Source organism: Paraburkholderia sp. RL17-380-BIE-A (assembly GCF_046028085.1).
GTDB lineage: Bacteria > Pseudomonadota > Gammaproteobacteria > Burkholderiales > Burkholderiaceae > Paraburkholderia.
In genome coordinates this window covers 251,566-274,719 of sequence record NZ_JARESQ010000010.1, presented here as the reverse complement: position 1 = coordinate 274,719, position 23,154 = coordinate 251,566, and the positions used below count along the sequence as shown (strand labels likewise).

The following is a 23,154-nucleotide window of genomic DNA, read 5'->3' as shown; positions in this document are numbered from 1 at the left end:
GCGCGCGGACACTAAAAAATCAGGAGACGCTGATGAACGAACGCCATCATGCGCATTGGCCGCCGCAAGTGCCACTGCATTTGACGCTACCCGAGACCAGTCTTTTCTATAACGCTGAAGTCTCGGCGGCGCGCTTTCCCGACAAGCCGTTCGTCATCTTCTACGACACGGCGATCACGTTTGCAGAATTCAAGGACGAATCCGAGCGGGTTGCGGGCTTTCTGCAGCAGGAGTGCCAGGTCAAGGCGGGCGACCGTGTTCTGCTCTATATGCAGAACAGTCCGCAATGGATCGTTGCTTATTACGGCATTCTTCGGGCGAACGCCGTGGTGGTGCCGGTCAATCCGATGAACATGACCGCGGAGTTGGCGCATTACGTCGAAGACAGCGGTGCGACTACGATCATCGCGCCGCAATGTTTGTTCGCGAACGTCGAGCCGTTGATCGGCAGCGGGCCCGGCAAGGGCATCGAGCACGCAATCGTCGCGACCTATAGCGATTATCTGAAGCGGCCGTCGCCGATTCCCGTGCCTGAATTCGTCGCCGCGCCGCGTAAGACCTTCGACATTGCCGGCGTCACGCCGTGGCGAGACGTGATCGAGCGGCACATCTCGCCGGGGCCGCTCACCACCGGTCCGGACGATCTGTGCGTGATGCCTTATACGTCGGGGACCACCGGCAAGCCGAAGGGCTGCATGCACACGCACCGCAGCGTGATGAGCACGCTGCTCGGCGGCTGTGTGTGGTTCTCGGCGCCATCTGACGGTGTTTATCTATCGGTCTTGCCGCTCTTTCACGTGACGGGCATGCAAGGCGGCATGAACAGCGCGGTCTTCTCGGGCGCAACGATCGTCCTGTTGCCGCGCTGGGATCGCGAAGCGGCAGCGCTATGCATGCAGAAATATCGCGTCACCGCATGGCAATCCATCTCGACGATGATGGTCGACTTTCTGTCGAACCCCAAGCTTGGCGAATACGATCTGTCGAGCCTCACCGGCACTCGCGGCGGCGGCGCGGCGATGCCGGACGCGATTGCGAGAAAGCTCAAGGCGCTGACAGGACTCGATTATGTGGAAGGCTACGGTATGACGGAAACGATTGCCGGCACGCATATCAATCCGCCGCACCGGCCGAAGCCGCAATGCCTGGGCATTCCCGTGTTCGACGTGGACTCGCGCGTGATCGATCCGGTCTCGCTACAGGAATTGCCGCAAGGCGAAACGGGCGAGATCGTCACGAACGCGCCGCAGGTCATGCAGGGTTACTGGGGCAATCCGAAAGCGACGGCGGAGGCGTTCATCGAACTCGACGGCAAACGGTTTCTGCGGACTGGCGATCTGGGCCATATCGACGAAGACGGTTATTTCTTCATGACCGATCGCCTGAAACGCATGATCAACGCGTCCGGTTACAAGGTATGGCCGGCCGAAGTCGAGGCGCTGATGTACCGGCATCCGGCGATTCACGAGGTGTGCGTGATCGGCGTGAAGGACGAGAAACGCGGCGAGACCGTGAAAGCGCTGGTCGTGGCGGACGCGGCGCATGCAGGCACGATTACTGCGCAGGAGATCATCGACTGGGCGCATGAGCAGATGGCCTCGTATAAGGCACCGCGCATCGTCGAGTTCGTCGGGTCGCTGCCTAAATCGGGCAGCGGCAAGATTTTGTGGCGGAAATTGCAGGAAGAGGACGCGGCGCGCACGGCCGGCTCGTGAGGTTCGTCTGCTTGACGAAAAACCCGCTCGCGGCGCTGAGAATACTCTTCGGATGGTTTGCCTGTAAGCTCTTATCGCGAGTCCGCAGTGGTTGCAGTGCGCGGCTCGTGGTGCTGGACAAAGGCTTGCAGACAGGCTTCGAGGCTATTGCCAACTTTCGAGAGGGGATATTGAAGATGAAGAGCTTTGCCGTTAAACAGATCATGCTCGGACTTGCCGTCACCGCCCTGGTGGCAGGCAGCATTCCGCTCGCCGCGGCTCAAGATGCCAGCGGCGCTGCTGCTACCGCGGCGCCTGCCGCGGCAAGCAGTGCGAAACCCACCAAGGCCGAGCGCAAGGAGGCACGCAAGCAGGCGCGTGCCAAGAAGAATGCCGAGTTGAAGAAGCTCGAAGACGCAGGCTACCAGCCGGCCCAGAATGATCCGACCTATCCGGACAAGCTGCAGAAGGCCGAGAAGAAGGCCGGCGTCGGAGCAGGCGCGAGTCAGTAAGTGTGGCTCCAGCCGCGCGACGTGATTGAATTTCGCGCGGCTGCCGCCGGGACGCGCCACCGTGTTGCACGCGTGTGCATGCGCGCGGGAGGGATGCGAGCCGACTCAATCCAACCCAATTCAGCGCAACCCAACCCAACCCACTCAGCGCGCGCCGAGCGTCTCGATCAGCATGTCGACGAACGCCTTCACACGCGCCGTCATTTGTAACTGCTGTGGATACACAGCATAGATGTCGGCACCCGGCGTGCGGTAGTCGGGCATGACGTGGACGAGCCGGCCATCGGCGAGATACTCCGCGATATCCCACTCGGCGCGCATCAGAATGCCGTGGCCGTCCAGCGCCCATTTCACTGCGATTTCCCCGTCATTGGTGGTGAGGTTGCCACGCACGCGCACCGTTTCGGTCTGCTCCGCGGCGCCGCGTCCGCTGGTCAGACGCCAGAGCCCGTAGCCATCGCCGCCCTGGCGAATGCCGATGCAGTTGTGCTGCGCCAATTCCGCCGGGCTGCGCGGCGCTCGCCGTTGCGCGAGATAGCGCGGCGCGGCGCACAGCAGGCGCCGGTTCGATGCCACCCGGCGCGCGATCACGCGCGCATCCGGTGGTTCGCCAAAGCGCACGCACACGTCGAAGGCGTCGTCGCTGAGCGGCGGCGGGTCGACCGACAACTGCAACTGCACGTCCACTTCGGGAAAGCGCCGGACGAACGCCGAGATCAGCGGGGCGACGTGGCTGCGCCCGAAACCGAGTGTTGCGTTGACGCGCAGCAGACCTTTCGGCGCCGCCTGCGAGCCGCCGAGCAACTGGGCGAGGTCATCCATCTCGCTCAGAATGCGCCGTGCGCGCGTCAGATACAGCTCGCCTTCGGGCGTGAGGCTCATGCGCCGCGTGGTGCGGTTGACGAGCGAGACGCCCGCGCGCGATTCCATCTGCGCCAGATGCTTACTCACGGCTGCCGTGCTCAGGCCGAGTTCGCGCGCCGCCGCCGTCAGACTGCCGCTCGCGGCGAGCGTGGAGAAAAAGGCGAGGTCGTCAGGTTGGATGGACGAGGTCATGGAACGGCCTATTGTTAACCTGAAGTTAAGGATGCTTTGAGTCTAGCAGCGTATTTACGGGCCGTGGCCGTTCTACGATGCGCTCCATGCTTTCACAACATCATGGAGACGCCCAATGAAGACCTATCGCATCGCAACCATTCCCGGCGACGGCATCGGCAAGGAAGTCGTGCCCGCGGGCCGGCGCGTACTCGAGGCCATCGCCGCGCGCAGCGACACCTTCGCCTTCGAGTTCGAAAATTTCGATTGGGGCGGCGACTACTACCGCGAGCATGGCGTGATGATGCCGGCCGACGGACTGGATGCGATTCGCCATCAGGACGCGATCCTGTTCGGCTCGGCGGGTGACCCGCATATTCCCGATCACGTGACGCTGTGGGGTTTGCGCCTGAAAATCTGCCAGGGCTTCGATCAATACGCGAACGTGCGTCCCACGCGCATCCTGCCCGGCATCGACGCGCCGTTGAAGCGTTGCGCGCCGCAGGATCTCGACTGGGTCATCGTGCGCGAGAACTCGGAAGGTGAATATGCCGGCGTGGGAGGCCGCGTTCATCAGGGCCATCCGATCGAAGTCGCCACCGACGTGTCGATGATGACCCGCGCGGGCGTCGAGCGCATTCTGCGTTTCGCGTTCCGGCTCGCGCAGTCGCGGCCGCGCAAACTGCTGACGGTGATCACCAAGAGCAACGCGCAACGTCACGCCATGGTCATGTGGGACGAGATTGCGCTGCAGGTGTCAAAGGAATTTCCAGACGTCCGCTGGGACAAGGAACTGGTCGACGCCGCCACCGCGCGCATGGTCAACCGGCCCGCCACGCTCGACACGATCGTCGCGACGAACCTGCACGCCGATATTCTCAGCGATCTGGCCGCGGCGCTGGCCGGCAGCCTCGGCATCGCGCCGACCGCGAATCTCGATCCCGAGCGTCGTTACCCGTCCATGTTCGAGCCGATTCACGGCTCCGCGTTCGACATCATGGGCAAAGGGCTGGCGAATCCGGTCGGCACCTTCTGGTCGGTGGTGATGATGCTCGAACACCTGGGCGAGCACGGCGCCGCGCGGCAATTGATGGCGGCCATCGAACGCGTCACGGCGGACCCGTCGCTGCATACGGGCGACCTGGGCGGCACGGCCACGACCGCGCAGGTGACCGATGCCGTTTGCGCGATCCTCGCCGCCGACTCGTCCACCAAAGCGGTGGCCGGCGTGAAGGTCGCCTGAGCCTACCCCGCGTACGTCATACAGAAACATAACGCCCGGACGAACACGTCACGGGCGATCTCACTGCACCGTGCAGAGATCGAGTGGAGACAGGTATGAACGATGAATTGCAGGCCCGTGTGGTTCGCAAGCTGACCTGGCGCATCTTGCCTTTTGTGATGCTGCTTTATTTCGTCAGCTTTCTCGACCGTGTGAACGTCGGCTTTGCGGCCATCACCATGAACAAGGACCTCGGCTTGACGCCGACCATGTTCGGGCTCGGCGGCGGCATTTTCTTCCTCGGCTATTTTCTGTTCGAGGTGCCGTCGAATCTGATCCTCAACAAGGTTGGCGCGCGCATCTGGATTGCGCGCGTCATGGTGACGTGGGGCCTCGTTTCGGCGGCATCCGCGTTCGTTGCGGGGCCGACTTCGTTCTATACGCTGCGCTTTCTGCTCGGCGTGGCCGAAGCCGGATTCTTTCCTGGCATCATTCTTTACCTGAGCCAGTGGTTTCCTGCCCGGCAGCGTGCCGTCGCGGCCGCTGCGTTCATGGCGGCCGCGCCTTTGTCGACCGCAATCGGCTCGCCCATTTCCGGCGCGATCATGCAGATGCCCGCGTTGTTCGGGTTGAAGGACTGGCAGTGGCTTTTCATCGTCGAAGCGATTCCCGCCGTCCTGCTCGGCTTTGCGGTACTGAAAGCGCTCACCGATTCCCCGGACAAAGCCAAATGGCTCGCCGCCGATGAAAAGGCCTGGCTCATCGCCACCTTGCGCGAAGAACGCATCGGTCGAGAAGCACACGCCGGACATGCCGGCGGCGCGCTCGCCGCGTTGCGCGACCCGCGTATCTGGATCATGTCGATGATTTATTTCGGCACGTCCGCGGGACTCTATACGCTTGGCTTGTGGGCGCCGCTCATCATCCGCCAATATGGTTTCAGCGCGCTCGGCACGGGCGCATTGAACGCGATTCCGAGCGTGCTGGCGGTGATCGGCATGGTGGTGTGGGCGCGTCATTCGGACCGGCGCGGCGAGCGCACCTGGCATGTGGTGATTCCGTGCGTGGCGGCGGCTCTCGGGCTCGCCTGGGCCGGCGTCGCGGACACGGCGGTTGGCGTGGTGCTGGCGCTGGTCGTGGTGAACGTCGGCATTAGCGCGGCCAAGGCGCCGTTGTGGGCGATGCCGAGCACGTTTCTCTCGGGTGCGGGCGCGGCTGCCGGCATCGCCATGATCAATTCGATCGGCAATCTGGGCGGTTTCGTCGGGCCGTTTGCGATCGGCTGGCTGAAAAGCGTGACGGGCGGATATGCTGCCGGGCTCTATGTGGTGGCGGCGAGCCTGGTGGTTTCCGCTGTGCTGGCGCTGGCCGTCGGCCGGCGAGGATATCGGACCGCGCCCGCGACGCAATGATCCGGCATGACCGGATCTCGACAAGATGCGTTGCCATTCCCGCTCGAGGCACGCGTCAAGGCATTGATGCTTTCCGTACCTGAATCGATTACGCTTTCGCCAGCGACTCAAAATTCAGGCACACCACCATGGCATCCCGGCAGGAAATCAAGCGATATAAAGCCAATCTTTCCGACGAACTGCACAGCGCCGCGCTGTACGAGACACTCGCCGAGGCCGAGAAAGACGACACGCGCAAACAGGTGTATGGCGACCTCGCAAAGTCGGAGCGCGAGCATGCACGCGTGTGGGCCGACAAGTTGAGGGCCAACGGGTTCGAGCCGAAGGGCGCGGGCCACGCCATCAAAACGCGCCTGATGAAAGGCCTGGTTCGCCTGTTCGGCGCGGGTTTCGTGCTGCCCACGCTCGCGGCGGCGGAATATGCCGATCGCAATAAATACGAGGGGCAACCGGACGCGGGCCGCATGTCCGCGGACGAGCAGCATCACGCCGCCATCGTCCGCACGCTGGCGCATGGCGGTGGCGACGCGAATCTGTCGCCGGGCGCGCGGATCGCCGCCGCGGAGCAGTGGCACAAGGGCGCGGGGGCCGGCAACGATTTGCGCGCCGCCGTGCTCGGCGCCAACGACGGCCTCGTCTCGAACTTCTGCCTGATCATGGGCGTGGCGGGCGCGGGAACCGGCAACAAGGCGATTCTGTTGACGGGGCTGGCGGGGCTCATCGCCGGTGCATGCTCGATGGCGCTGGGCGAATGGCTTTCGGTCACCAACGCCCGCGAACTGGCCAGCACGCAGATCGCCAAAGAGGCGCAGGAAATCGAGGAGACGCCGGAAGCCGAAGAGCACGAACTCGCGCTGATCTATCGCGCCAAGGGGCTCGAAGCGGACGAGGCCAAACGGGTCGCCTCGCAAATGATGCGCGACAAGAGCAAGGCGCTCGATACCCTGACTCGCGAAGAGCTCGGACTCGATCCCGCGGAGTTGGGCGGCAATCCCTGGTCGGCCGCGGGTGTGTCGTTCTGCCTTTTCTCGCTGGGTGCGATCTTTCCGGTGATGCCGTTTCTGTGGACTCGCGACTACAACGCAATCGTGCAATGCGTGGTGCTGAGCATGCTGGCGCTTGCGTCGATCGGCGTGTTCACGTCGCTTTTCAACGGACGCAGTGCCGGATTTTCGGCGTTGCGGCAAATTGTGATCGGGCTGATCGCGGCTGCGTTCACGTTTGGGGTCGGGCGGCTTTTGGGCGTGTCGGTTTCGTGAAGGCGGACCGGCTCGCATCTGGCGAACGGCATGATGGATAGCTGCTTTCGGCTCTCGCCTGAAGCAGGTTCGAGTCGATCCGGGGTTGCGCGGTGAAACAGCGCTTTTCGGGCCGAATTTCCGACCCCGTCGTCTGCTGCGCTGCCGCAACCTGACCGCCGGGCTGCGGGACAGCATTTTTTTTGCCCCGCGCCGCCTCCACTTGCTCAGGCGCGACACGCGTCGCCGCTCGGCCAAACACCCTCCAAACCCTTATCCAGCAAGGCTCCGGCAGCCGCCGTCCGGCGTGCGCCAGAGAGGGGTGTCGCATTTCCACATGTGCTTGTCGCAAATAGTCGGCTAGGCGCACTTTTTTCTGGCAACTATGTATGCACAGCGCGGACGGACGTCCGCCACTGCAGCAACTATCGGTGCATGGGACCGGAGGTAGTGCTAAAGCGCAAACTCCGGTCGAAGCGGTGCATGGGACCGGAGGCAGTGCTAAAGCGCAAACTCCGGTCGAAGCGGTGCATGGGACCGGAGTAAGCGCTAAAGCGCTAACTCCGGTCGACATAGGAGAGCATTCAATGAATTCCCCGAAGGTCGTGGTCGAAGGGCTGTGCAAGGTGTTCGGCACCAACCCGAAACAGGCGATCGGCATGCTGGCAGGCGGCGCAACGAAAGAAGAGGTTTTCGCGCGCACCGGTCAGATTGTCGGCGTTCACAACGTATCGTTCGAAGTCAAGGAAGGCGAGATCTTCGTGCTGATGGGCCTGTCCGGCTCCGGCAAGTCGACGCTGATCCGTCTGATCAACCGGCTGGTCGAGCCGAGCGCAGGCAAGGTGCTGATCGACGGCCGCGATGTGGCCAGCGTGCCGCGCTCCGAATTGACGGCGCTGCGCCGCAAGGACATGAGCATGGTGTTCCAGTCCTTCGCGCTGATGCCGCAGCGAACCGTGCTGTCCAATGCGGCGTTCGGCCTCGAAGTGGCAGGCGTGGGCCGCAAGGAACGCGAGAAGCGCGCGATGGCCGTGCTCGAACAGGTCGGCCTCGCGCCGTTCGCGGAAAAGCTGCCCGCGCAGCTCTCCGGCGGCATGCAGCAGCGCGTGGGTCTCGCGCGGGCGCTGGCGGTCAACCCGTCGCTGATGATCATGGACGAGGCGTTCTCCGCACTCGATCCGCTCAAGCGCAAGGAAATGCAGAACGTACTGCTCGATCTGCAACGCGAGCAGCAGCGCACCATCCTGTTCGTGTCGCACGATCTGGAAGAAGCGATGCGCATCGGCACCCGCATCGCGATCATGGAAGGCGGCCGGGTCGTGCAGGTCGGCACGCCGCAGCAGATCATCACCAATCCCGCCGACGATTACGTCCGCGCGTTCTTCGAAGGCATCGACACGAGCCGCTATCTGACCGCCGGCGATCTGATGCAGACCGACGCCGTGCCGCTCATGCAGCACTCGCCGCAGATCGATGCGTCGAGCGTGGCCGCCACGCTCAATGGCAGCGCCGACTACGCGTTCGTACTCGACAGCGAGCGCAAGATTCGCGGCTTCGTCTGCCGCGACGCGATGGGCAGCGCTTCGCCGCAGCTCAATCAGATCGAATGCATCCGCCGCACTACACCGCTCGATGACGTCGTCGAACGCGTGGTGGCGAGCCGCGCGCCGCTGCCGGTTGTCGAAGCCGACGGCTCCTACTGTGGTTCGGTCAACAAGACGAACGTGCTGAACGTTCTCACCCGCCATCGGAGTTCCCATGTCTGAAGTCATTCCACTTGGCGCCTGGGTCGATCACGGCGTTCACTATCTGCTCGACCACGACGCAAAAACTTTCGATTCCATCGGCAAGGTGATCGAGAGCTTTGCCGCGGTGATCGAACACGGCTTGCAAGCCGTGCCGATGTGGGCGCTGATGGCGTTCTTCGTCGGCATCGGGCTGTGGCGGGTGGGCTGGCGCTTCGCGCTGTTCACACTGCTCGCCATGCTGCTGATCTACGGCACCGGGTTCTGGGATCAGATGGTGATTACGCTCGGCCTGACCTTGTCGTCCACGCTGATCAGCTTGCTGCTCGGTGTGCCGCTCGGCATCTGGACTGCGAAGAGCCGCACCGTCGAGATGATCGTGCGCCCCGTGCTCGATCTGATGCAGACCATGCCGGCGTTCGTGTACCTGATTCCGGCCGCGATGCTATTCGGTCTGGGCCGTGTGCCGGGGATTCTCTCCACCGTGATTTTCGCCATGCCGCCGGCGGTGCGTCTCACTTCGCTCGGTATCAAGCACGTGAACCGGGAAATCGTCGAAGCAGGGCAGGCATTTGGCTGCACGCCGTGGCAATTGCTTTACAAGGTGCAGTTTCCGAACGCGCTGCCGTCCATCATGACCGGCGTGAACCAGACCATCATGATGGCGCTCTCCATGGTGATCATCGCGTCGATGGTGGGCGCGGGCGGTCTCGGCAACGACGTGCTGGCCAGTATTCAACGGCTCGATATCGGGCTCGGCTTTGAAAGCGGACTTTCGGTGGTGATGCTCGCGATCATTCTGGACCGCATCACGGAGAGCTTTGGCCGCTCGCCGGGCATGGCGCGCGCGCCGCTGCTGTCGGGCTTGCGCAGTGTCATGAAAGTGCGCCGCGAGCCGGCGGCGCAACACGGCTGAGCCGCCGATGAAGCGCGACGCGATCACGCCGGTCGAGCCCCAAGCCGATTCGCCGCTGTCCGGGCTCGCGCACGTCGGCTTTCTGACGCTGCCGAATTTTTCGATGATCGCGTTCACGAGCGCGGTCGAGGTACTGCGCATGGCCAACTACGTAGGCCGCGCGCAGCACTACAGATGGTCGGTGATCACGCCCGACGGCGAACCGGCGCGAGCGAGCAACGGCATCACGGTAAAACCCACCACCACGCTCGCCGAGGCCGGCATGCCGGACGTGCTGATCGTCTGCGCCGGCTGGCATGTGCGCGATTACGTGAACGACACGGTGATTGCGTTGCTACGTGACGTCGCCGCAAAAGGCATTCCGCTCGGCGGCATCTGCACGGGACCGTATGCGCTGCTGGCGGCCGGATTGCTCGACGGTTATCGCTGCACCGTGCATTGGGAAGACATGTCGCCGTTGCACAAGACCTACCCGGATGTGCGTTTCGCCGACGAGCTGTTCGTGATCGACCGCGATCGCATGACATGCACGGGGGGCACCGCGCCGCTCGATCTGATGCTGAACCTGGTCGGCATGCGGCTGGGGCATGCGCTCGCCGCGCAGGTGTCCGAACAATTCATCGTCGAACGGATTCGCGGTTCAACCGATTACCAGCACATTCCCGTCGATGCGCGGGTCGGTTTCTCGCGCGCGGAACTGATCGAGGTAGTGCGGCTGATGGAAGCGAATATCGAGGAGCCGTTATCGCTCGACGAACTCGCGCGGCTCGTGCATCTGTCGCAACGTCATTTGCAACGCATGTTCAAGATGTTCCTGAGCGTGTCGCCGACGCACTATTACCTGACGCTGCGTCTGCGTCGCGCGCGCGAGCTTCTGCGCAATACGGATGCGTCGATTGCGCGGGTGACGGCGGTGTGCGGTTTTCATTCGCCGTGCCATTTCAGCAAAGCCTATCGCGCGCAGTTCGGTCATGCGCCGAGCGTCGAGCGGCGGTTGTCTTCGTAATGAGCCGCACCATGAATTGCATGCAGCGCCGCCTGAACCTGGCGGCGTAAGAGATCCGCTTCGTCCGTCAAAACCAGTCAAGCATCAATCACCCTGAGGGAACGCCATGAAACGTTTGTGGGCTGCGTCGTTGTGCGCGCTGTCTGTGTCGTCTGTCTTCGCTGCGGAACCCGCCACCTGCCGCGATGTCCGGTTCGCCGACGTCGGCTGGACCGATATCGCGGCGACCACCGGGCTTGCGTCGACCGTGCTCGAGGGGCTCGGCTACAAGCCGACCAAGACGATCGCGTCGGTGCCGATCACCTTTGCCGGCGTGAAGAGCAAGCAGATCGACGTGTTCCTCGGCTACTGGTCGCCGACCATGGACCCGATGATCGACCCGTTCAAAAAGTCTGGGCAGCTCACCGTCTTGCCCACGCCGAATCTGACGGGCGCGAAATACACGCTGGCGGTGCCGGATTATGCGTATCAGTCCGGCATCAAGACGTTCTCCGATATCGCGAAGAACTACGACAAGCTCGACGGCAAGATCTACGGGATCGAGCCGGGCAATGACGGCAATGCGTTGATCAAGAAGATGATCGACAGCAATCAGTACGGGCTCGGCAAATTCAAACTGGTGGAGTCGAGCGAGGCGGGTATGCTGGTCGAGGTGAACCGTGCGATCCGTGCGAACAAACCGATTGTGTTTCTCGGCTGGGAACCGCATCCGATGAACGTGCAGATGAAGATCGATTATCTGTCCGGCGGTGACGACGTGTTTGGACCGAATTATGGCGAAGCCAAAGTGTTGACGGTCACGCCGAGCGATTATTCGGCGCGTTGCCCGAATGTGGCGAAGCTGGTGTCGAATCTGCAGTTCACGACTGATATCGAGAACCACGTCATGCTGCCGATCATGAACAAGACCGACCCGAACAAGGCCGCGCGCGAATGGCTGAAGGCGAATCCGGCGGTGCTCGACAAATGGCTCGCAGGAGTGAAGACGTATGACGGGAAGGATGGGTTGCCGGCTGTGAAGGCTTATGTAGCCGGGAAGTGAGGTTGGGTTGGAGAATGGGGCGGCGGATGGGGCAGTCTTTTAGGGATGCCTTATACGTCGCTTTGTTTTTTTTGCTTTCTGTTCGTTTAGCCCGCGGGCGGCGGTCTCGTGTGTTGCCGGCAGACGGCCGTTTCTGCATCGCGATTGGATCTTGTCTGATAGTTGCGCTTCAGAGTTCCTACGGCGAGTGTCGGTGTTTATCGACTCGCATTAGATTCCGTGTGTGGATACCTCAGTTTTAGGAGTTGTCGGATTTTTTGATTGTTGCAGTCCTTATAGGGTGCTTGGGCTAAATCCAAGTACAACCGATAAGGACGACGATGATAAGAAACAGAATTAAAGAGAGTCCGGGCGCAATGGTGACCCGCCTGTTGGCCGCATTCATGCTGCTCATGTTGGCGTTCGGTGCGAACGCGGCTGATTGCAATGCGGTGTGGGCAGCCACCGGCGCGAAGCCGGGTTCGCCCAGTTGGCACCGGTAAGCCGCCTTCCGTCATGACCAAGCCAGACTTCATTTCAGATTCGGCGACCTTTTATCCGCTGTGGGAGCGTGCGAGCACGCGCGTGCAAGAGTTGGCGTCAGCCTCGCCGGCCGAGCTACTCTATTTTGACTCTGTTGATATATCCACACAGAAATTTTTTGAACTTGTACTAGCGTTGCTGGCCCACGAAGGTGGGCGCGATTTCGTCAGCTTGGTACTGAAGCCTGACCCCTTCAGTTATTTTAATTTTCACTTCCACACATACCCCGGCTTCGTGCATCGCGCGGAGCAATCCGATGACGATTTTTTTGAATCCTGGCAACGGGATCCGGGCGACAGTCCGGCGGATTGTTTATGGGCCAATTCTGAGCGGTATGCGGTTCTGCCGGCACCTGGAACATGGTTCATGTACGCGGACAGAAAACGGGAAATGGGCGTACTGACAGGGCCGCCTAATATCCTTGCGTTTGCCCGAAGCTTTTATCCGTTTTTTCTCCAACCCGGTGAAGGGTTCAGCGTTGTTGAATAGCTTGCGTTAGATCGCAAGGTCAGGCAGGGCGGAAACGCCGTAACAATCCGCGTCGTTTCCGCATGCCACGTTTACCGCCTGAGGCTACGCAAGATTCCTGCGGGTTCGAAAAGCGCAACTGTCAAAATCCGCTTGAGCAGTTTATGAGCAACATTGATTACATCAATGACCTTGAGACATTCACGCTGCTTTGGCAACGTGCATGCGCATGTATGGAGCGAGCGGCAGTGACCCCGGCCTCGAAGCTTTTGCGCTTCGACTCTTCTAACATTGCTACGGAGGTTTTTCTCAACCTTATCCGAAGCATTGCGGTGTTCCACGGAACCGGTGAGTTCGCTGTGGTCGTTATTAACCCAGATCCGTTCAGCTACTTCAATATGCACTTTGGCAAGTATCCGGGGTTCATAGTTGAATCTCGTCATACGAACGAGGATTTTTTTGACATACTGATGATGGACCCTGGTGACAGTCCAGCTGACGCGATTGGATTTTATTCGGAGCAATACGTCGTCTTGCCACCATCGGGCGAATGGTTCTGTTATGCCGATCGAGGATGGGTTGGCGGAACTGGTGTTCTCAGCGGTCCCCCGGACGTCATGCAATTTGCTAAGCAGCGTTTCGCGTTTTACGAGAATCCAGCGTAAATCTTTTATTGAATCGCCATCGTCGTCGTTACGTCCGATTACGGAAGTAGCGCGCGTGTCCCGGACAACAGGTCGGGACACACACGCTTCCACTGGAGGCGGTCGCTCAACGCGTAAACACGTGGCGTCTTGGCGTCAGCGATACCCAGCGAACGGCGGAATTCAAAGCGCGTTCGAGGCCCGATTTGGCTAATCGCAGGACGGTTGCGTCACGTACAGGATCAGGTTGAAGTGAAATGGAAAAGCGAATCTTCGTCGACAACCCAGCTGAGTTTCAAGATCTCTGGGCACGCGCCACTGCGGGCGTGCGGCTACTCAAGCACGCGCCACAAGATAACGTCGTGTATTTGGCCTCGTCGATCGTTACGACACGCCACTTCTACCAGTTCGTTAGAGCCCTGCTTAGATTCACGAACCAAGACACGGACGATTTTGCTTTTGTAGGATTGCGCCCAGATCCGGTCGGATACTTCTTCAACCACTTTTCGAGGTATCCCGCGATCATCTTTCAGCCGACAGACATTGAAGCCGACTACTGTGCCATGTTGCAGGCCGACCCGGGCGGCAGTCCTGCGGACGCGCTAGCATTTAACACTGGGGCTTATGCGATCTTGCCTCGATCCGGGTAATGGCTAGCCTACGGGGATGATTCGAAGGAGGTTGCGGCTTTCCTTGGAACAGCAGAAGCCAATGCATTTGCCCGTACGACATTATCAGGCGACATTGTGCGACCTGGGGTCGATTTCAAAATCGTTGACTAGGAGGCTCTTGCCTGCTTGCCTGCTGAATGCTGCACTTCGCAGCGAAAGACCGTGCGGCATCTAATCGCGCGCCGACAATACGGGATTGATTCCCTGGCGGCTGTACGAACAACGGCGCCTCAACCGCGGAATACTTTCCCTCCTCAGCCAAAGAGGGAACGCTCAATATCCAATCTGATAGGCATCGATGTGGTAAACAATGAGTAGATTAGATTACATCCATGATTTGACTGAGTTCACGCTTCTCTGGAAGCGAGCGAGGGAGGGTGTGCGCGCTCTCGTCGGCGTCCCGCGCGACGAGTTGCTGTATTTCGACCCGATCGATATCTCAACGCAAAAATTCTTTGAGCTTGTACAGGCGCTGCTTGCGTTCCGGAGTAGTACCGAATTTGTGACGCTGATTTTGAATCCCGATCCGTTCGGTTATTTCCACCATCATTTTGGAAAGTATCCCGGCTTCATTCATCGTAGTGAGAACTCGGACGACGAGTTCTTTCACTTCATGATGGAAGATCCGGGCGGAAGTCCCGCGGATGCACTGGGTGTGAATCATCGGCACTATGCCATCATGCCGGTGGAAGGTGAGTGGATTGCCTTTGGCGATCGATCATGGGATGTCGGCGTCTTTTATGGCCCAGCCGATATCATGGAGTGTGCGAGGAACTTCTATCCATTTTTTCTACAACCGCCAGAGCGCTTCCGGATAGAACTGTAGTCGGTTGACTTGCGGGATGGGCCAGTGACCGCAACTTGTGCGGCAACATTCCGGCCCGCTGCTTTAGCCTTCAAACCTGCCGGCCGGATGAATTCTGTCATTCGGCTGGCAAAGTCTTGATAGGCCGGTCACCCCCCCCCTCAAATCGCCCGCGCCCGCCCCGGAAACGTCTCCTCATAATCCCCACTATCCACCGCTTCCGCCGCCGTGCCGCGTTGCTCGCGATACATCATCGGCGGCAAGCCAAACTGCTTGCGAAACTCCCGCCCCAGATGCGACGCATCGGAAAACCCGCAACTCGACGCAATATCGGCCACCGTCTTATCCGAACTCGTGAGCAGCCACGCGGCGGTGCGCAAACGCACCTGCTTCGCATAAGCCTGCGGCGCCTTACCTGTTTGCGCCTTGAAAAGCCGCTCCAACTGACGCGGCGACAGGTCGAGCTTGCCCGCAAGTTCGTCGAGCGACAACGAACGGCCCACGTGCTGCTCCATCAGCAGAATCGCGCGCTTCACCTTGGGGTGAGCGGCCGGCGCAAGTCCCGGTGGATGCGGCTGCGGCGCGTTACCTTTCTGCATGTCGTCCACAAGCAGAATACGCAGCGCCTTCTGCACCGTGGCGGTTTCGAAATGCCGCAGAAGAATCGCGGCGGCGACGTCGATCGACGCGCGTCCGCCTGAACACGTAATGCGCCGGCGGTCGATCACGAACAGCCGGTCGGCGACCAGCGCCTCTTCGTTGACCGACGGAAAACGTTCGATGAAATCCCAGTAGTGAAACCAGCTCACGCAGATGCGGTGTCCCTCCAGCACGCCCGCGCGCATCAACGAAAACACGCCCGTGCACATGCCGACGAGCGTCGCATTCGTGGCGGCGGCGCGGCGAATGAAGGCGAGGGTCGCTTCGTTCGTGGCAGGCCCGGAATGCAGCAGGCCGCCCACCACCACCACGTAATCGAACGGCTCGGCGGTGTCGAAGGTTTCCCACGGGGTGATCTGAATGCCACAACTCGCACGCACCGGAGCAAGGGTTTCCCCTATCACGCTCCACGAGCAGCGCACGGGCTTGCTGAAATCGCCTTCATCCGCGGACAGGCGCAGCAGGTCGACGAAACCCGAAAACGCCGTCAGCGTGAAGTTCGGCAGCAGGATGATGCCGAAGCGGATGCGCTGCTTCGAGGTGCCGTCGATCGATTGAGGGGGAAGCGGTTCAGCGGAATTCATGCATGCAGCCAGCAAGGAAAAGGGTGGGATCAAGCATAGCACCAGGGATGGCGGCCATCGCCAGCCGCAAGCGCGGCGCCCTTCGCAAATGCGTCAAAAGTCTTCGCAAATACGTCGCCGCCCTTTGCCGGCGGCCGGCTTGACGCCACTATCCCACTGTCATGCCGTTTTTATTCTATCGATTCAAATTGGCGTGCGGTGCAATAGCAGCAAATCCACCCAAGGCATCGCAACGCACAAGGTACGCCATGAACGTCAGCGTCTTCGATCTGTTCAAGATCGGTATCGGTCCCTCAAGCTCGCACACGGTCGGGCCGATGATCGCTGCATGCCGCTTCGCCTCGCATATCGAAGACGCCAATCTGCTCGGCTTCGTGCGCGGCGTGAAGGTCGAACTGTTCGGCTCGCTCGGCGCGACCGGCAAAGGGCACGGCACGGACAAGGCAGTGCTGCTGGGGCTCGAAGGCAATCTGCCCGATTCCATCGACCCGGACGTGATCGAGCCGCGCCTGCAGGCCATTCGCGCGACGAAGCAGCTCGTGCTGCTCGGCAAGCATCCGGTGAAATTCGACGAACGCGAGCATCTCGGCTTTTTCCGCAAGCTGATGCCGGGCGCGCCGGGCTCGGGCATCGTGCATCCGAACGGCATGCGTTTTCAGGCTTTCGATGAAAACGGCCAGTTGCTGGTGGAGAAGGAGTATTTCTCGATCGGCGGCGGCTTCGTGGTGAATCGCGAAGGCGATCGCGTGAACGGCGTGCGCGCCGGTGCCCAGGTGCCGTATCCGTTTCGGACCGGCGACGATCTGATGCGCGTCTGCCGCGAAACCGGTCTGTCGATCGCGCAGATCACGCTGCGCAACGAATGCGCGTCGCGTCCTGAACAGGAAGTGCGCGACGGCCTGCTGACCATCTGGCGCGCCATGGCGGCCTGCGTCGAACGCGGCTGCAAGGTGCGCGGCGAATTGCCCGGCCCGATGCATGTCAAGCGCCGCGCCGCCGATCTGTGCGCGCAACTGCGTTCGCGTTCGGAAGAGTCGCTGCGCGATCCGCTCTCCATGCTCGACTGGGTCAACCTGTACGCGATGGCCGTCAACGAAGAAAACGCGGCGGGCGGGCGTGTCGTCACGGCACCGACCAATGGCGCAGCCGGTGTGATTCCCGCCGTGCTGCACTACTACGTGAAGTTCATGCATGCATCGAACGACGAAGGCATTGTCAACTTCCTGCTGACGGCCGCGGCGATCGGCATCATCTACAAGGAAACGGCGTCGATCTCCGGCGCGGAAGTGGGCTGCCAGGGCGAAGTGGGCGTGGCCTGCTCGATGGCCGCCGCGGCGCTCGCCGCCGTGATGGGCGGCACGCCGACACAAGTCGAAAACGCCGCCGAAATCGGCATGGAACACAACCTGGGCATGACTTGCGATCCGGTCGGCGGACTCGTGCAGATTCCGTGCATCGAGCGCAATGCGATGGGCGCGATCAAGGCGCTGAACGCCGCGCGCATGGCGATGAAGGGCGACGGCCAGCATTATGTGTCGCTCGACAACGTGATCAAGACGATGCGCGAAACCGGCGCGGACATGAAGACGAAATACAAGGAGACGTCGCGCGGCGGGTTGGCCGTGAACGTCATCGAGTGTTGAACAGCAACGAAGCATTAAGCACGAGTACCCACCAAGGACAGACGATGAGCCGCTATTCGATATTCAGCCTGTTGCGCAACGGGATGTCGTATCACGAGAACTGGGAGCGACAGTGGAAGAGCCCCGAGCCCAAACGTGAATACGACGTCGTGATCGTCGGCGGCGGCGGGCATGGTCTCGCCACCGCGTATTACCTGGCGAAGGAACATGGCGTGCGCAATGTCGCCGTGCTGGAGAAGGGCTGGATCGGCGGCGGCAATACGGCGCGCAATACGACCATCGTGCGCTCGAACTACCTGTGGGACGAGTCGGCGGCGCTCTACGAGAAAGCCATGAAGCTGTGGGAAGGGCTCTCGCAGGACCTGAACTACAACGTCATGTTCAGCCAGCGCGGCGTGATGAACCTCGCGCACACGTTGCAGGACGTGCGCGACACCGAGCGTCGCGTGAATGCGAACCGGCTGAACGGCGTGGATGCCGAATTCCTTACGCCCGAGCAGATCAAGGAAATCGAGCCGACCATCAATCTGAACAGCCGCTATCCGGTGCTCGGCGCGTCGATCCAGCGCCGCGGCGGCGTGGCGCGTCACGATGCGGTGGCCTGGGGTTTCGCGCGCGGCGCGGATCAGGCCGGTGTGGATATCGTACAGAACTGCCAGGTCACGGGCATTCGCCGCAACGGCAGCCAGGTGGTGGGCGTGGACACCACGAAGGGTTTCATCAAGGCCAAGAAAGTCGCGGTGGTGGCGGCAGGCAATACCTCCACGCTCGCCGACATGGCCGGCGTGCGGCTGCCGCTGGAGAGCCACCCGTTGCAGGCGCTGGTGTCGGAGCCGATCAAGCCGGTGGTCAATACGGTCGTGATGTCGAACGCGGTGCACGCGTATATCAGCCAGTCGGACAAGGGCGATCTGGTGATCGGCGCGGGCGTGGACCAGTACACGGGTTTCGGTCAGCGCGGCAGTTTCCAGATTATCGAGGGCACGCTCGAAGCGATTGTCGAAATGTTCCCGGTGTTCTCGCGGGTGCGGATGAACCGGCAGTGGGGCGGCATTGTGGATGTCTCGCCGGATGCGTGCCCGATCATCAGCAAGACCGACGTGAAAGGGCTGTATTTCAATTGCGGCTGGGGCACGGGCGGCTTCAAGGCGACGCCGGGTTCGGGGTGGGCCTATGCGCACACCATCGCGAAGGATGAACCGCATCCGTTGAATGCGCCATTCTCGCTGGACCGTTTCTATACCGGCCACCTGATCGACGAGCACGGCGCCGCCGCCGTCGCCCACTAACCCCACGCACTGCGACGAGGAACCAAGAAATGCTATTGATCGAATGCCCGTGGTGCGGGCCACGCGCCGAAACCGAATTTTCCTGCGGCGGCGAAGCGGATATTGCCCGTCCGCTCGACACCGACAAACTCACCGACAAGGAATGGGGCGACTACCTGTTCATGCGCAAGAACCCGCGCGGCGTGCATCGCGAGCAATGGCTGCACACGCAAGGCTGCCGCCGCTGGTTCAAGGCGCAGCGCGACACGGTGAGCTACGAGATCCAGGGCTACGAGACGTTCGAGCGACCGCTGCTCGCCATGGACAGCAACGAGGCTAAACCACAAGACAAGGCACCGAACCAGGCACCGAACCAGGCACAAGAGGGCAAGGCATCATGAGCCAGAAAGACCGACTCCCCAACGGCGGACGCATCAATCGCGCCATGCCGCTGACGTTCACGTTCAACGGCCGCCAGTACCAGGGCTATCAAGGCGACACGCTGGCCTCGGCGCTGCTCGCAAACGGCGAGCATTTCGTCGCGCGTAGCTGGAAGTACCACAGGCCGCGCGGCATCGTCACGGCGGGTGTGGAAGAGCCGAATGCCGTGGTGCAACTGGAAACCGGCGCGTACACAGTGCCGAATGCCCGTGCGACCGAAGTCGAGTTGTACCAGGGACTCGTCGCCACCAGCGTGAACGCGAAGCCGAGCATCGAGAAAGACCGCATGGCGGTCAACCAGAAGATCGCGCGCTTCATTCCGGCGGGCTTCTATTACAAGACCTTCATGTGGCCGCGCAAATTCTGGCCGAAGTACGAAGAAGTGATCCGCGACGCGGCCGGTCTCGGCAAGGCGCCGGAACACACTGACGCGGACCGCTACGACAAGTGCTTTGCGCATTGCGACGTGCTGGTGGTGGGCGGTGGCCCGACCGGGCTCGCGGCGGCGCACGCCGCGGCCTTGTCCGGCGCGCGTGTGACGCTGGTCGACGATCAGCCGGAACTCGGCGGCTCGCTGCTGTCGTGCCGCGCGGAGATCGACGGCAAGCCCGCGCTGCACTGGGTGCAGAAGATCGAAGACGAACTGCGGCAGATGCCCGACGTGAAAATCCTGTGCCGCAGCACGGCGTTCGGTTATCAGGACCACAATCTCGTGACGGTGACACAGCGGCTCACCGAGCATCTGCCGGTATCGCAGCGCAAAGGCACGCGCGAACTGATGTGGAAGATCCGCGCGAAACGCGTGATTCTCGCGACCGGCGCGCATGAACGGCCCATCGTGTTCGGCAACAACGATCTGCCGGGCGTGATGCTGGCGTCGGCCGTGTCGACCTACCTGCATCGCTATGCGGTGCTGCCGGGCCGCAACGCAGTGGTCTTCACGAACAACGACGACGGCTATCAATGCGCGCTCGATCTGAAAGCAGCCGGCGCCCAGGTAACGGTGGTCGATCCGCGTGCGAGCGAATCGAAGGGCACGCTGCCCGCGCTGGCACGGCGCTACGGCGTCAAGGTCATGAATGGCGTGGTGATCACGGCCGCGCACGGCAAACTGCGCGTGGCGTCGGTTGACCTGGCGTCGTATTCGAACGGACAGGTCGGTGCGAAGCAGGGCGCACTCTCGTGCGATCTGCTCGCCATGTCCGGCGGCTGGAGCCCGGTGCTGCATCTGTTCGCGCAATCGGGCGGCAAGGCGCATTGGCATGACGAGAAGGCCTGCTTCGTGCCGGGCAAGGCGATGCAGGCGGAAACGAGCGTCGGCGCCTGTGCGGGCGACTTCACGCTGGGCCAGGGCATCCGCTTTGCGGTGGATGCCGGTATCGAGGCGGCGCGCGCGGCGGGCTTTATTGTGGCGCGGCCGAATCCGGTGCAGGTGGCCGAGATCACGGAAGCGAAGATGCAGCCGCTGTGGCTGGTCGGCGGCCGCGAACTGGCCACGCGCGGGCCGAAGCAGTTCATCGACTTCCAGAACGACGTGTCGGCCGCGGATATTTTCCTCGCGGCGCGCGAAGGCTTCGAATCGGTCGAACACGTCAAACGCTATACCGCGATGGGCTTCGGCACTGACCAGGGCAAGCTCGGCAACATCAACGGCATGGCGATTCTCGCGCAGGCGCTCGGCAAGACGATTCCCGAGACCGGCACGACCACGTTCCGGCCGAACTACACACCCGTCACGTTCGGCACGTTTGCCGGCCGCGAGCTGGGCGAGTTTCTCGATCCTGTGCGCAAGACGGCGGTACACGAATGGCACGTGGAAAACGGCGCGGCGTTCGAGGACGTGGGCAACTGGAAGCGTCCGTGGTATTACCCGAAGGCTGGCGAAGATCTGCACGCGGCAGTGGCGCGCGAGTCTCTCGCGGTGCGTACGAGCGTCGGCATTCTCGACGCCTCGACGCTCGGCAAGATCGACATTCAGGGCCCCGATTCGGCGAAGCTGCTGAACTGGGTCTATACGAATCCGTGGAGCAAGCTGGAAGTCGGCAAGTGCCGCTATGGCCTGATGCTCGACGAAAACGGCATGATCTTCGACGACGGCGTGACCGTGCGCCTCGCCGACCAGCACTACATGATGACGACCACCACCGGCGGCGCGGCACGTGTGCTGACATGGCTCGAACGCTGGCTGCAGACAGAATGGCCGGACATGCGCGTGCGGCTCGCGTCGGTGACGGACCATTGGGCGACCTTCGCCGTGGTCGGTCCGAACAGCCGCAAGGCGCTGCAGAAGGTTTGCCACGACATCGACTTCGCGAACGCGGCATTCCCGTTCATGAGCTATCGCGAAGGCACGGTGGCTGGCGCGGCCTCGCGCGTGATGCGCATCAGCTTCTCGGGCGAGCTCGCCTATGAAGTGAACGTGCCGGCCAACGTCGGGCGCGCGGTGTGGGAGGCGCTGATGGCGGCGGGCGCGGAATTCGACATTACGCCGTATGGCACCGAAACCATGCACGTGCTGCGCGCGGAGAAGGGCTACATCATCGTCGGCCAGGATACGGACGGTTCGATGACGCCGTATGACCTCGGCATGGGCGGACTCGTCGCGAAGTCGAAGGACTTTCTCGGCAAGCGTTCGCTGACCCGCTCGGATACGGCGAAGGCGGGGCGCAAGCAACTGGTCGGCTTGCTCTCGGACGACCCGTCGTTCGTGATACCCGAAGGTTCGCAGATCGTCGCCGGTCCGTTCCAGGGCGAGACGGCGGCGATGCTCGGCCACGTCACGTCGAGTTACTACAGCCCGATCCTGAAGCGCTCGATCGCGATGGCGGTGGTGAAGGGCGGTCTCGACAAGATCGGCGAGACGGTCACGATTCCGCTTTCCAGCGGCAAACAGATTGCAGCGAAGGTCACCAGTTCGGTGTTCTACGACAGCGAAGGAGCACGTCAACATGTGGAATGAAACGAGAGGGACGGCGTCGGTCGTGGATCGCGCTGTCGGCAAACAGACCGGTGTGTGGCAGGAGTCGCCGCTGGTGGGCGCGGATGCGCTGCTGAAGAAACATCAGGCGACGGCATCCGCGGCGTTCAGGTTGAACGAGCGGCCATTTCTGGAACTCGTGAATGTGCGCGGCGATACGCGTGACGCGGCGTTCGTGCGCGCTTTCGAAAGCGTGGTCGGCTGCCGTCCGCCTGAAAAGGCCAACACGGTGGTCCGCGGCAACGGCTACGACGTGATGTGGCTCGGCCCGGACGAGTGGCTGGTGCGCTCGGGCGCCGCCCACGACGCGACGCGTACCGCGCCGTTGCAGGCCAAGCTCGGTGCCGCGTTCGCAGGCGTGTTCGCGTCGGCGGTGGATATCGGCAGCGGCTATACGGTGCTCGAAATCAGCGGCACGCGCACGCGTGAAGTGCTGTCGCGCGGTTGTCCGCTCGATCTGCATCCCAAACTATTCGGCGAGGGACAGTGCGCGCAGAGTCACTTCTTCAAGGCATCGATGACATTGCTGCCCACCGGCGCGAGCAGTTTTGACCTGGTCGTGCGCCGCAGTTTTGCGGACTACTTCGTCAAGATCATGCTCGACGCGGCCGAGCCGCTGATGTCGTAAGGCGCGGCGAGCGGTCGATGC

General features: G+C 61.9%; 20 protein-coding genes. 18 read left to right on the top strand and 2 right to left on the bottom strand.

What is annotated here, in order from left to right:
- Positions 1-32: 32 nt before the first annotated feature.
- Both P0D68_RS19265 and P0D68_RS19260 read left to right on the top strand, forming a co-directional pair.
- Complete coding sequence (locus P0D68_RS19265; protein ID WP_408298966.1) at positions 33-1,715, top strand: long-chain fatty acid--CoA ligase; 1,683 nt, start codon at positions 33-35, stop codon at positions 1,713-1,715.
- 176 nt (positions 1,716-1,891) lie between these two features.
- Positions 1,892-2,206, top strand: a complete 315-nt coding sequence (locus tag P0D68_RS19260) for a hypothetical protein (RefSeq protein WP_408187271.1) — start codon at positions 1,892-1,894, stop codon at positions 2,204-2,206.
- A gap of 144 nt (positions 2,207-2,350) precedes the next feature.
- Here the strand turns inward: P0D68_RS19260 and P0D68_RS19255 are convergent, their stop codons facing one another.
- The gene (locus P0D68_RS19255) at positions 2,351-3,262 is read right to left on the bottom strand and encodes a LysR family transcriptional regulator (protein ID WP_408187255.1); all 912 of its coding nucleotides are present in this window, start codon (positions 3,260-3,262) and stop codon (positions 2,351-2,353) included.
- A gap of 115 nt (positions 3,263-3,377) precedes the next feature.
- Here P0D68_RS19255 and P0D68_RS19250 point away from each other — a divergent pair, with 115 nt between their 5' ends.
- From P0D68_RS19250 to P0D68_RS19200, 11 genes are all read left to right on the top strand, one after another.
- Entirely contained in the window at positions 3,378-4,484 is a 1,107-nt protein-coding gene (locus tag P0D68_RS19250; protein WP_408187254.1) for a tartrate dehydrogenase, read from the top strand.
- Positions 4,485-4,579: 95 nt separating this feature from the next.
- Positions 4,580-5,875, top strand: coding sequence for an MFS transporter (locus P0D68_RS19245; RefSeq protein ID WP_408298963.1), 1,296 nt, complete (start codon positions 4,580-4,582; stop codon positions 5,873-5,875).
- Positions 5,876-6,003: 128 nt separating this feature from the next.
- A complete protein-coding gene (locus P0D68_RS19240) occupies positions 6,004-7,134 on the top strand; it encodes a VIT1/CCC1 transporter family protein (RefSeq protein WP_408187253.1) in 1,131 nt (376 codons plus the stop codon).
- Between the two features lie 566 nt (positions 7,135-7,700).
- Complete coding sequence (locus tag P0D68_RS19235; RefSeq protein ID WP_091801558.1) at positions 7,701-8,879, top strand: quaternary amine ABC transporter ATP-binding protein; 1,179 nt, start codon at positions 7,701-7,703, stop codon at positions 8,877-8,879.
- Positions 8,872-9,774 carry a choline ABC transporter permease subunit gene (gene choW, locus P0D68_RS19230; RefSeq protein WP_408179140.1) on the top strand — a complete coding sequence of 301 codons (903 nt, stop codon included), beginning with the start codon at positions 8,872-8,874 and terminating at the stop codon, positions 9,772-9,774. The genes P0D68_RS19235 and choW overlap by 8 nt, the downstream gene beginning before the upstream one ends.
- Positions 9,775-9,781: 7 nt before the next feature.
- Positions 9,782-10,780, top strand: coding sequence for a GlxA family transcriptional regulator (locus P0D68_RS19225; RefSeq protein ID WP_091801551.1), 999 nt, complete (start codon positions 9,782-9,784; stop codon positions 10,778-10,780).
- A gap of 106 nt (positions 10,781-10,886) precedes the next feature.
- Positions 10,887-11,822 (top strand): choline ABC transporter substrate-binding protein, encoded by a 936-nt coding sequence (locus tag P0D68_RS19220; RefSeq protein ID WP_408298960.1) that lies wholly within the window; start codon positions 10,887-10,889, stop codon positions 11,820-11,822.
- Positions 11,823-12,317: 495 nt separating this feature from the next.
- Entirely contained in the window at positions 12,318-12,833 is a 516-nt protein-coding gene (locus tag P0D68_RS19215) for a hypothetical protein (RefSeq protein WP_091801545.1), read from the top strand.
- A gap of 143 nt (positions 12,834-12,976) precedes the next feature.
- Positions 12,977-13,477, top strand: a complete 501-nt coding sequence (locus P0D68_RS19210; RefSeq protein WP_408298958.1) for a hypothetical protein — start codon at positions 12,977-12,979, stop codon at positions 13,475-13,477.
- A 236-nt stretch (positions 13,478-13,713) separates the two neighbouring features.
- Positions 13,714-14,106, top strand: coding sequence for a hypothetical protein (locus P0D68_RS19205; protein ID WP_408298956.1), 393 nt, complete (start codon positions 13,714-13,716; stop codon positions 14,104-14,106).
- Between the two features lie 400 nt (positions 14,107-14,506).
- Positions 14,507-14,953, top strand: coding sequence for a hypothetical protein (locus P0D68_RS19200; protein ID WP_408298954.1), 447 nt, complete (start codon positions 14,507-14,509; stop codon positions 14,951-14,953).
- 140 nt (positions 14,954-15,093) lie between these two features.
- On the opposite strand, the gene P0D68_RS19195 is transcribed toward P0D68_RS19200, so the two are convergent.
- Positions 15,094-16,176 (bottom strand): GlxA family transcriptional regulator, encoded by a 1,083-nt coding sequence (locus tag P0D68_RS19195; RefSeq protein ID WP_408184958.1) that lies wholly within the window; start codon positions 16,174-16,176, stop codon positions 15,094-15,096.
- 248 nt (positions 16,177-16,424) lie between these two features.
- Here P0D68_RS19195 and P0D68_RS19190 point away from each other — a divergent pair, with 248 nt between their 5' ends.
- Genes P0D68_RS19190 through P0D68_RS19170 form a run of 5 tightly spaced genes read left to right on the top strand, consistent with a single transcriptional unit; the run spans position 16,425 to position 23,133 of the window.
- Complete coding sequence (locus tag P0D68_RS19190; RefSeq protein ID WP_091801529.1) at positions 16,425-17,819, top strand: L-serine ammonia-lyase; 1,395 nt, start codon at positions 16,425-16,427, stop codon at positions 17,817-17,819.
- Between the two features lie 44 nt (positions 17,820-17,863).
- Entirely contained in the window at positions 17,864-19,108 is a 1,245-nt protein-coding gene (locus tag P0D68_RS19185; protein ID WP_091801526.1) for a sarcosine oxidase subunit beta family protein, read from the top strand.
- A gap of 29 nt (positions 19,109-19,137) precedes the next feature.
- Entirely contained in the window at positions 19,138-19,488 is a 351-nt protein-coding gene (locus P0D68_RS19180) for a sarcosine oxidase subunit delta (protein WP_408298952.1), read from the top strand.
- A complete protein-coding gene (locus tag P0D68_RS19175; protein ID WP_408298950.1) occupies positions 19,485-22,487 on the top strand; it encodes a sarcosine oxidase subunit alpha family protein in 3,003 nt (1,000 codons plus the stop codon). Before P0D68_RS19180 ends, P0D68_RS19175 begins: the two co-directional genes overlap by 4 nt.
- Complete coding sequence (locus P0D68_RS19170) at positions 22,477-23,133, top strand: sarcosine oxidase subunit gamma (protein ID WP_408298948.1); 657 nt, start codon at positions 22,477-22,479, stop codon at positions 23,131-23,133. Before P0D68_RS19175 ends, P0D68_RS19170 begins: the two co-directional genes overlap by 11 nt.
- Positions 23,134-23,154: the final 21 nt, after the last annotated feature.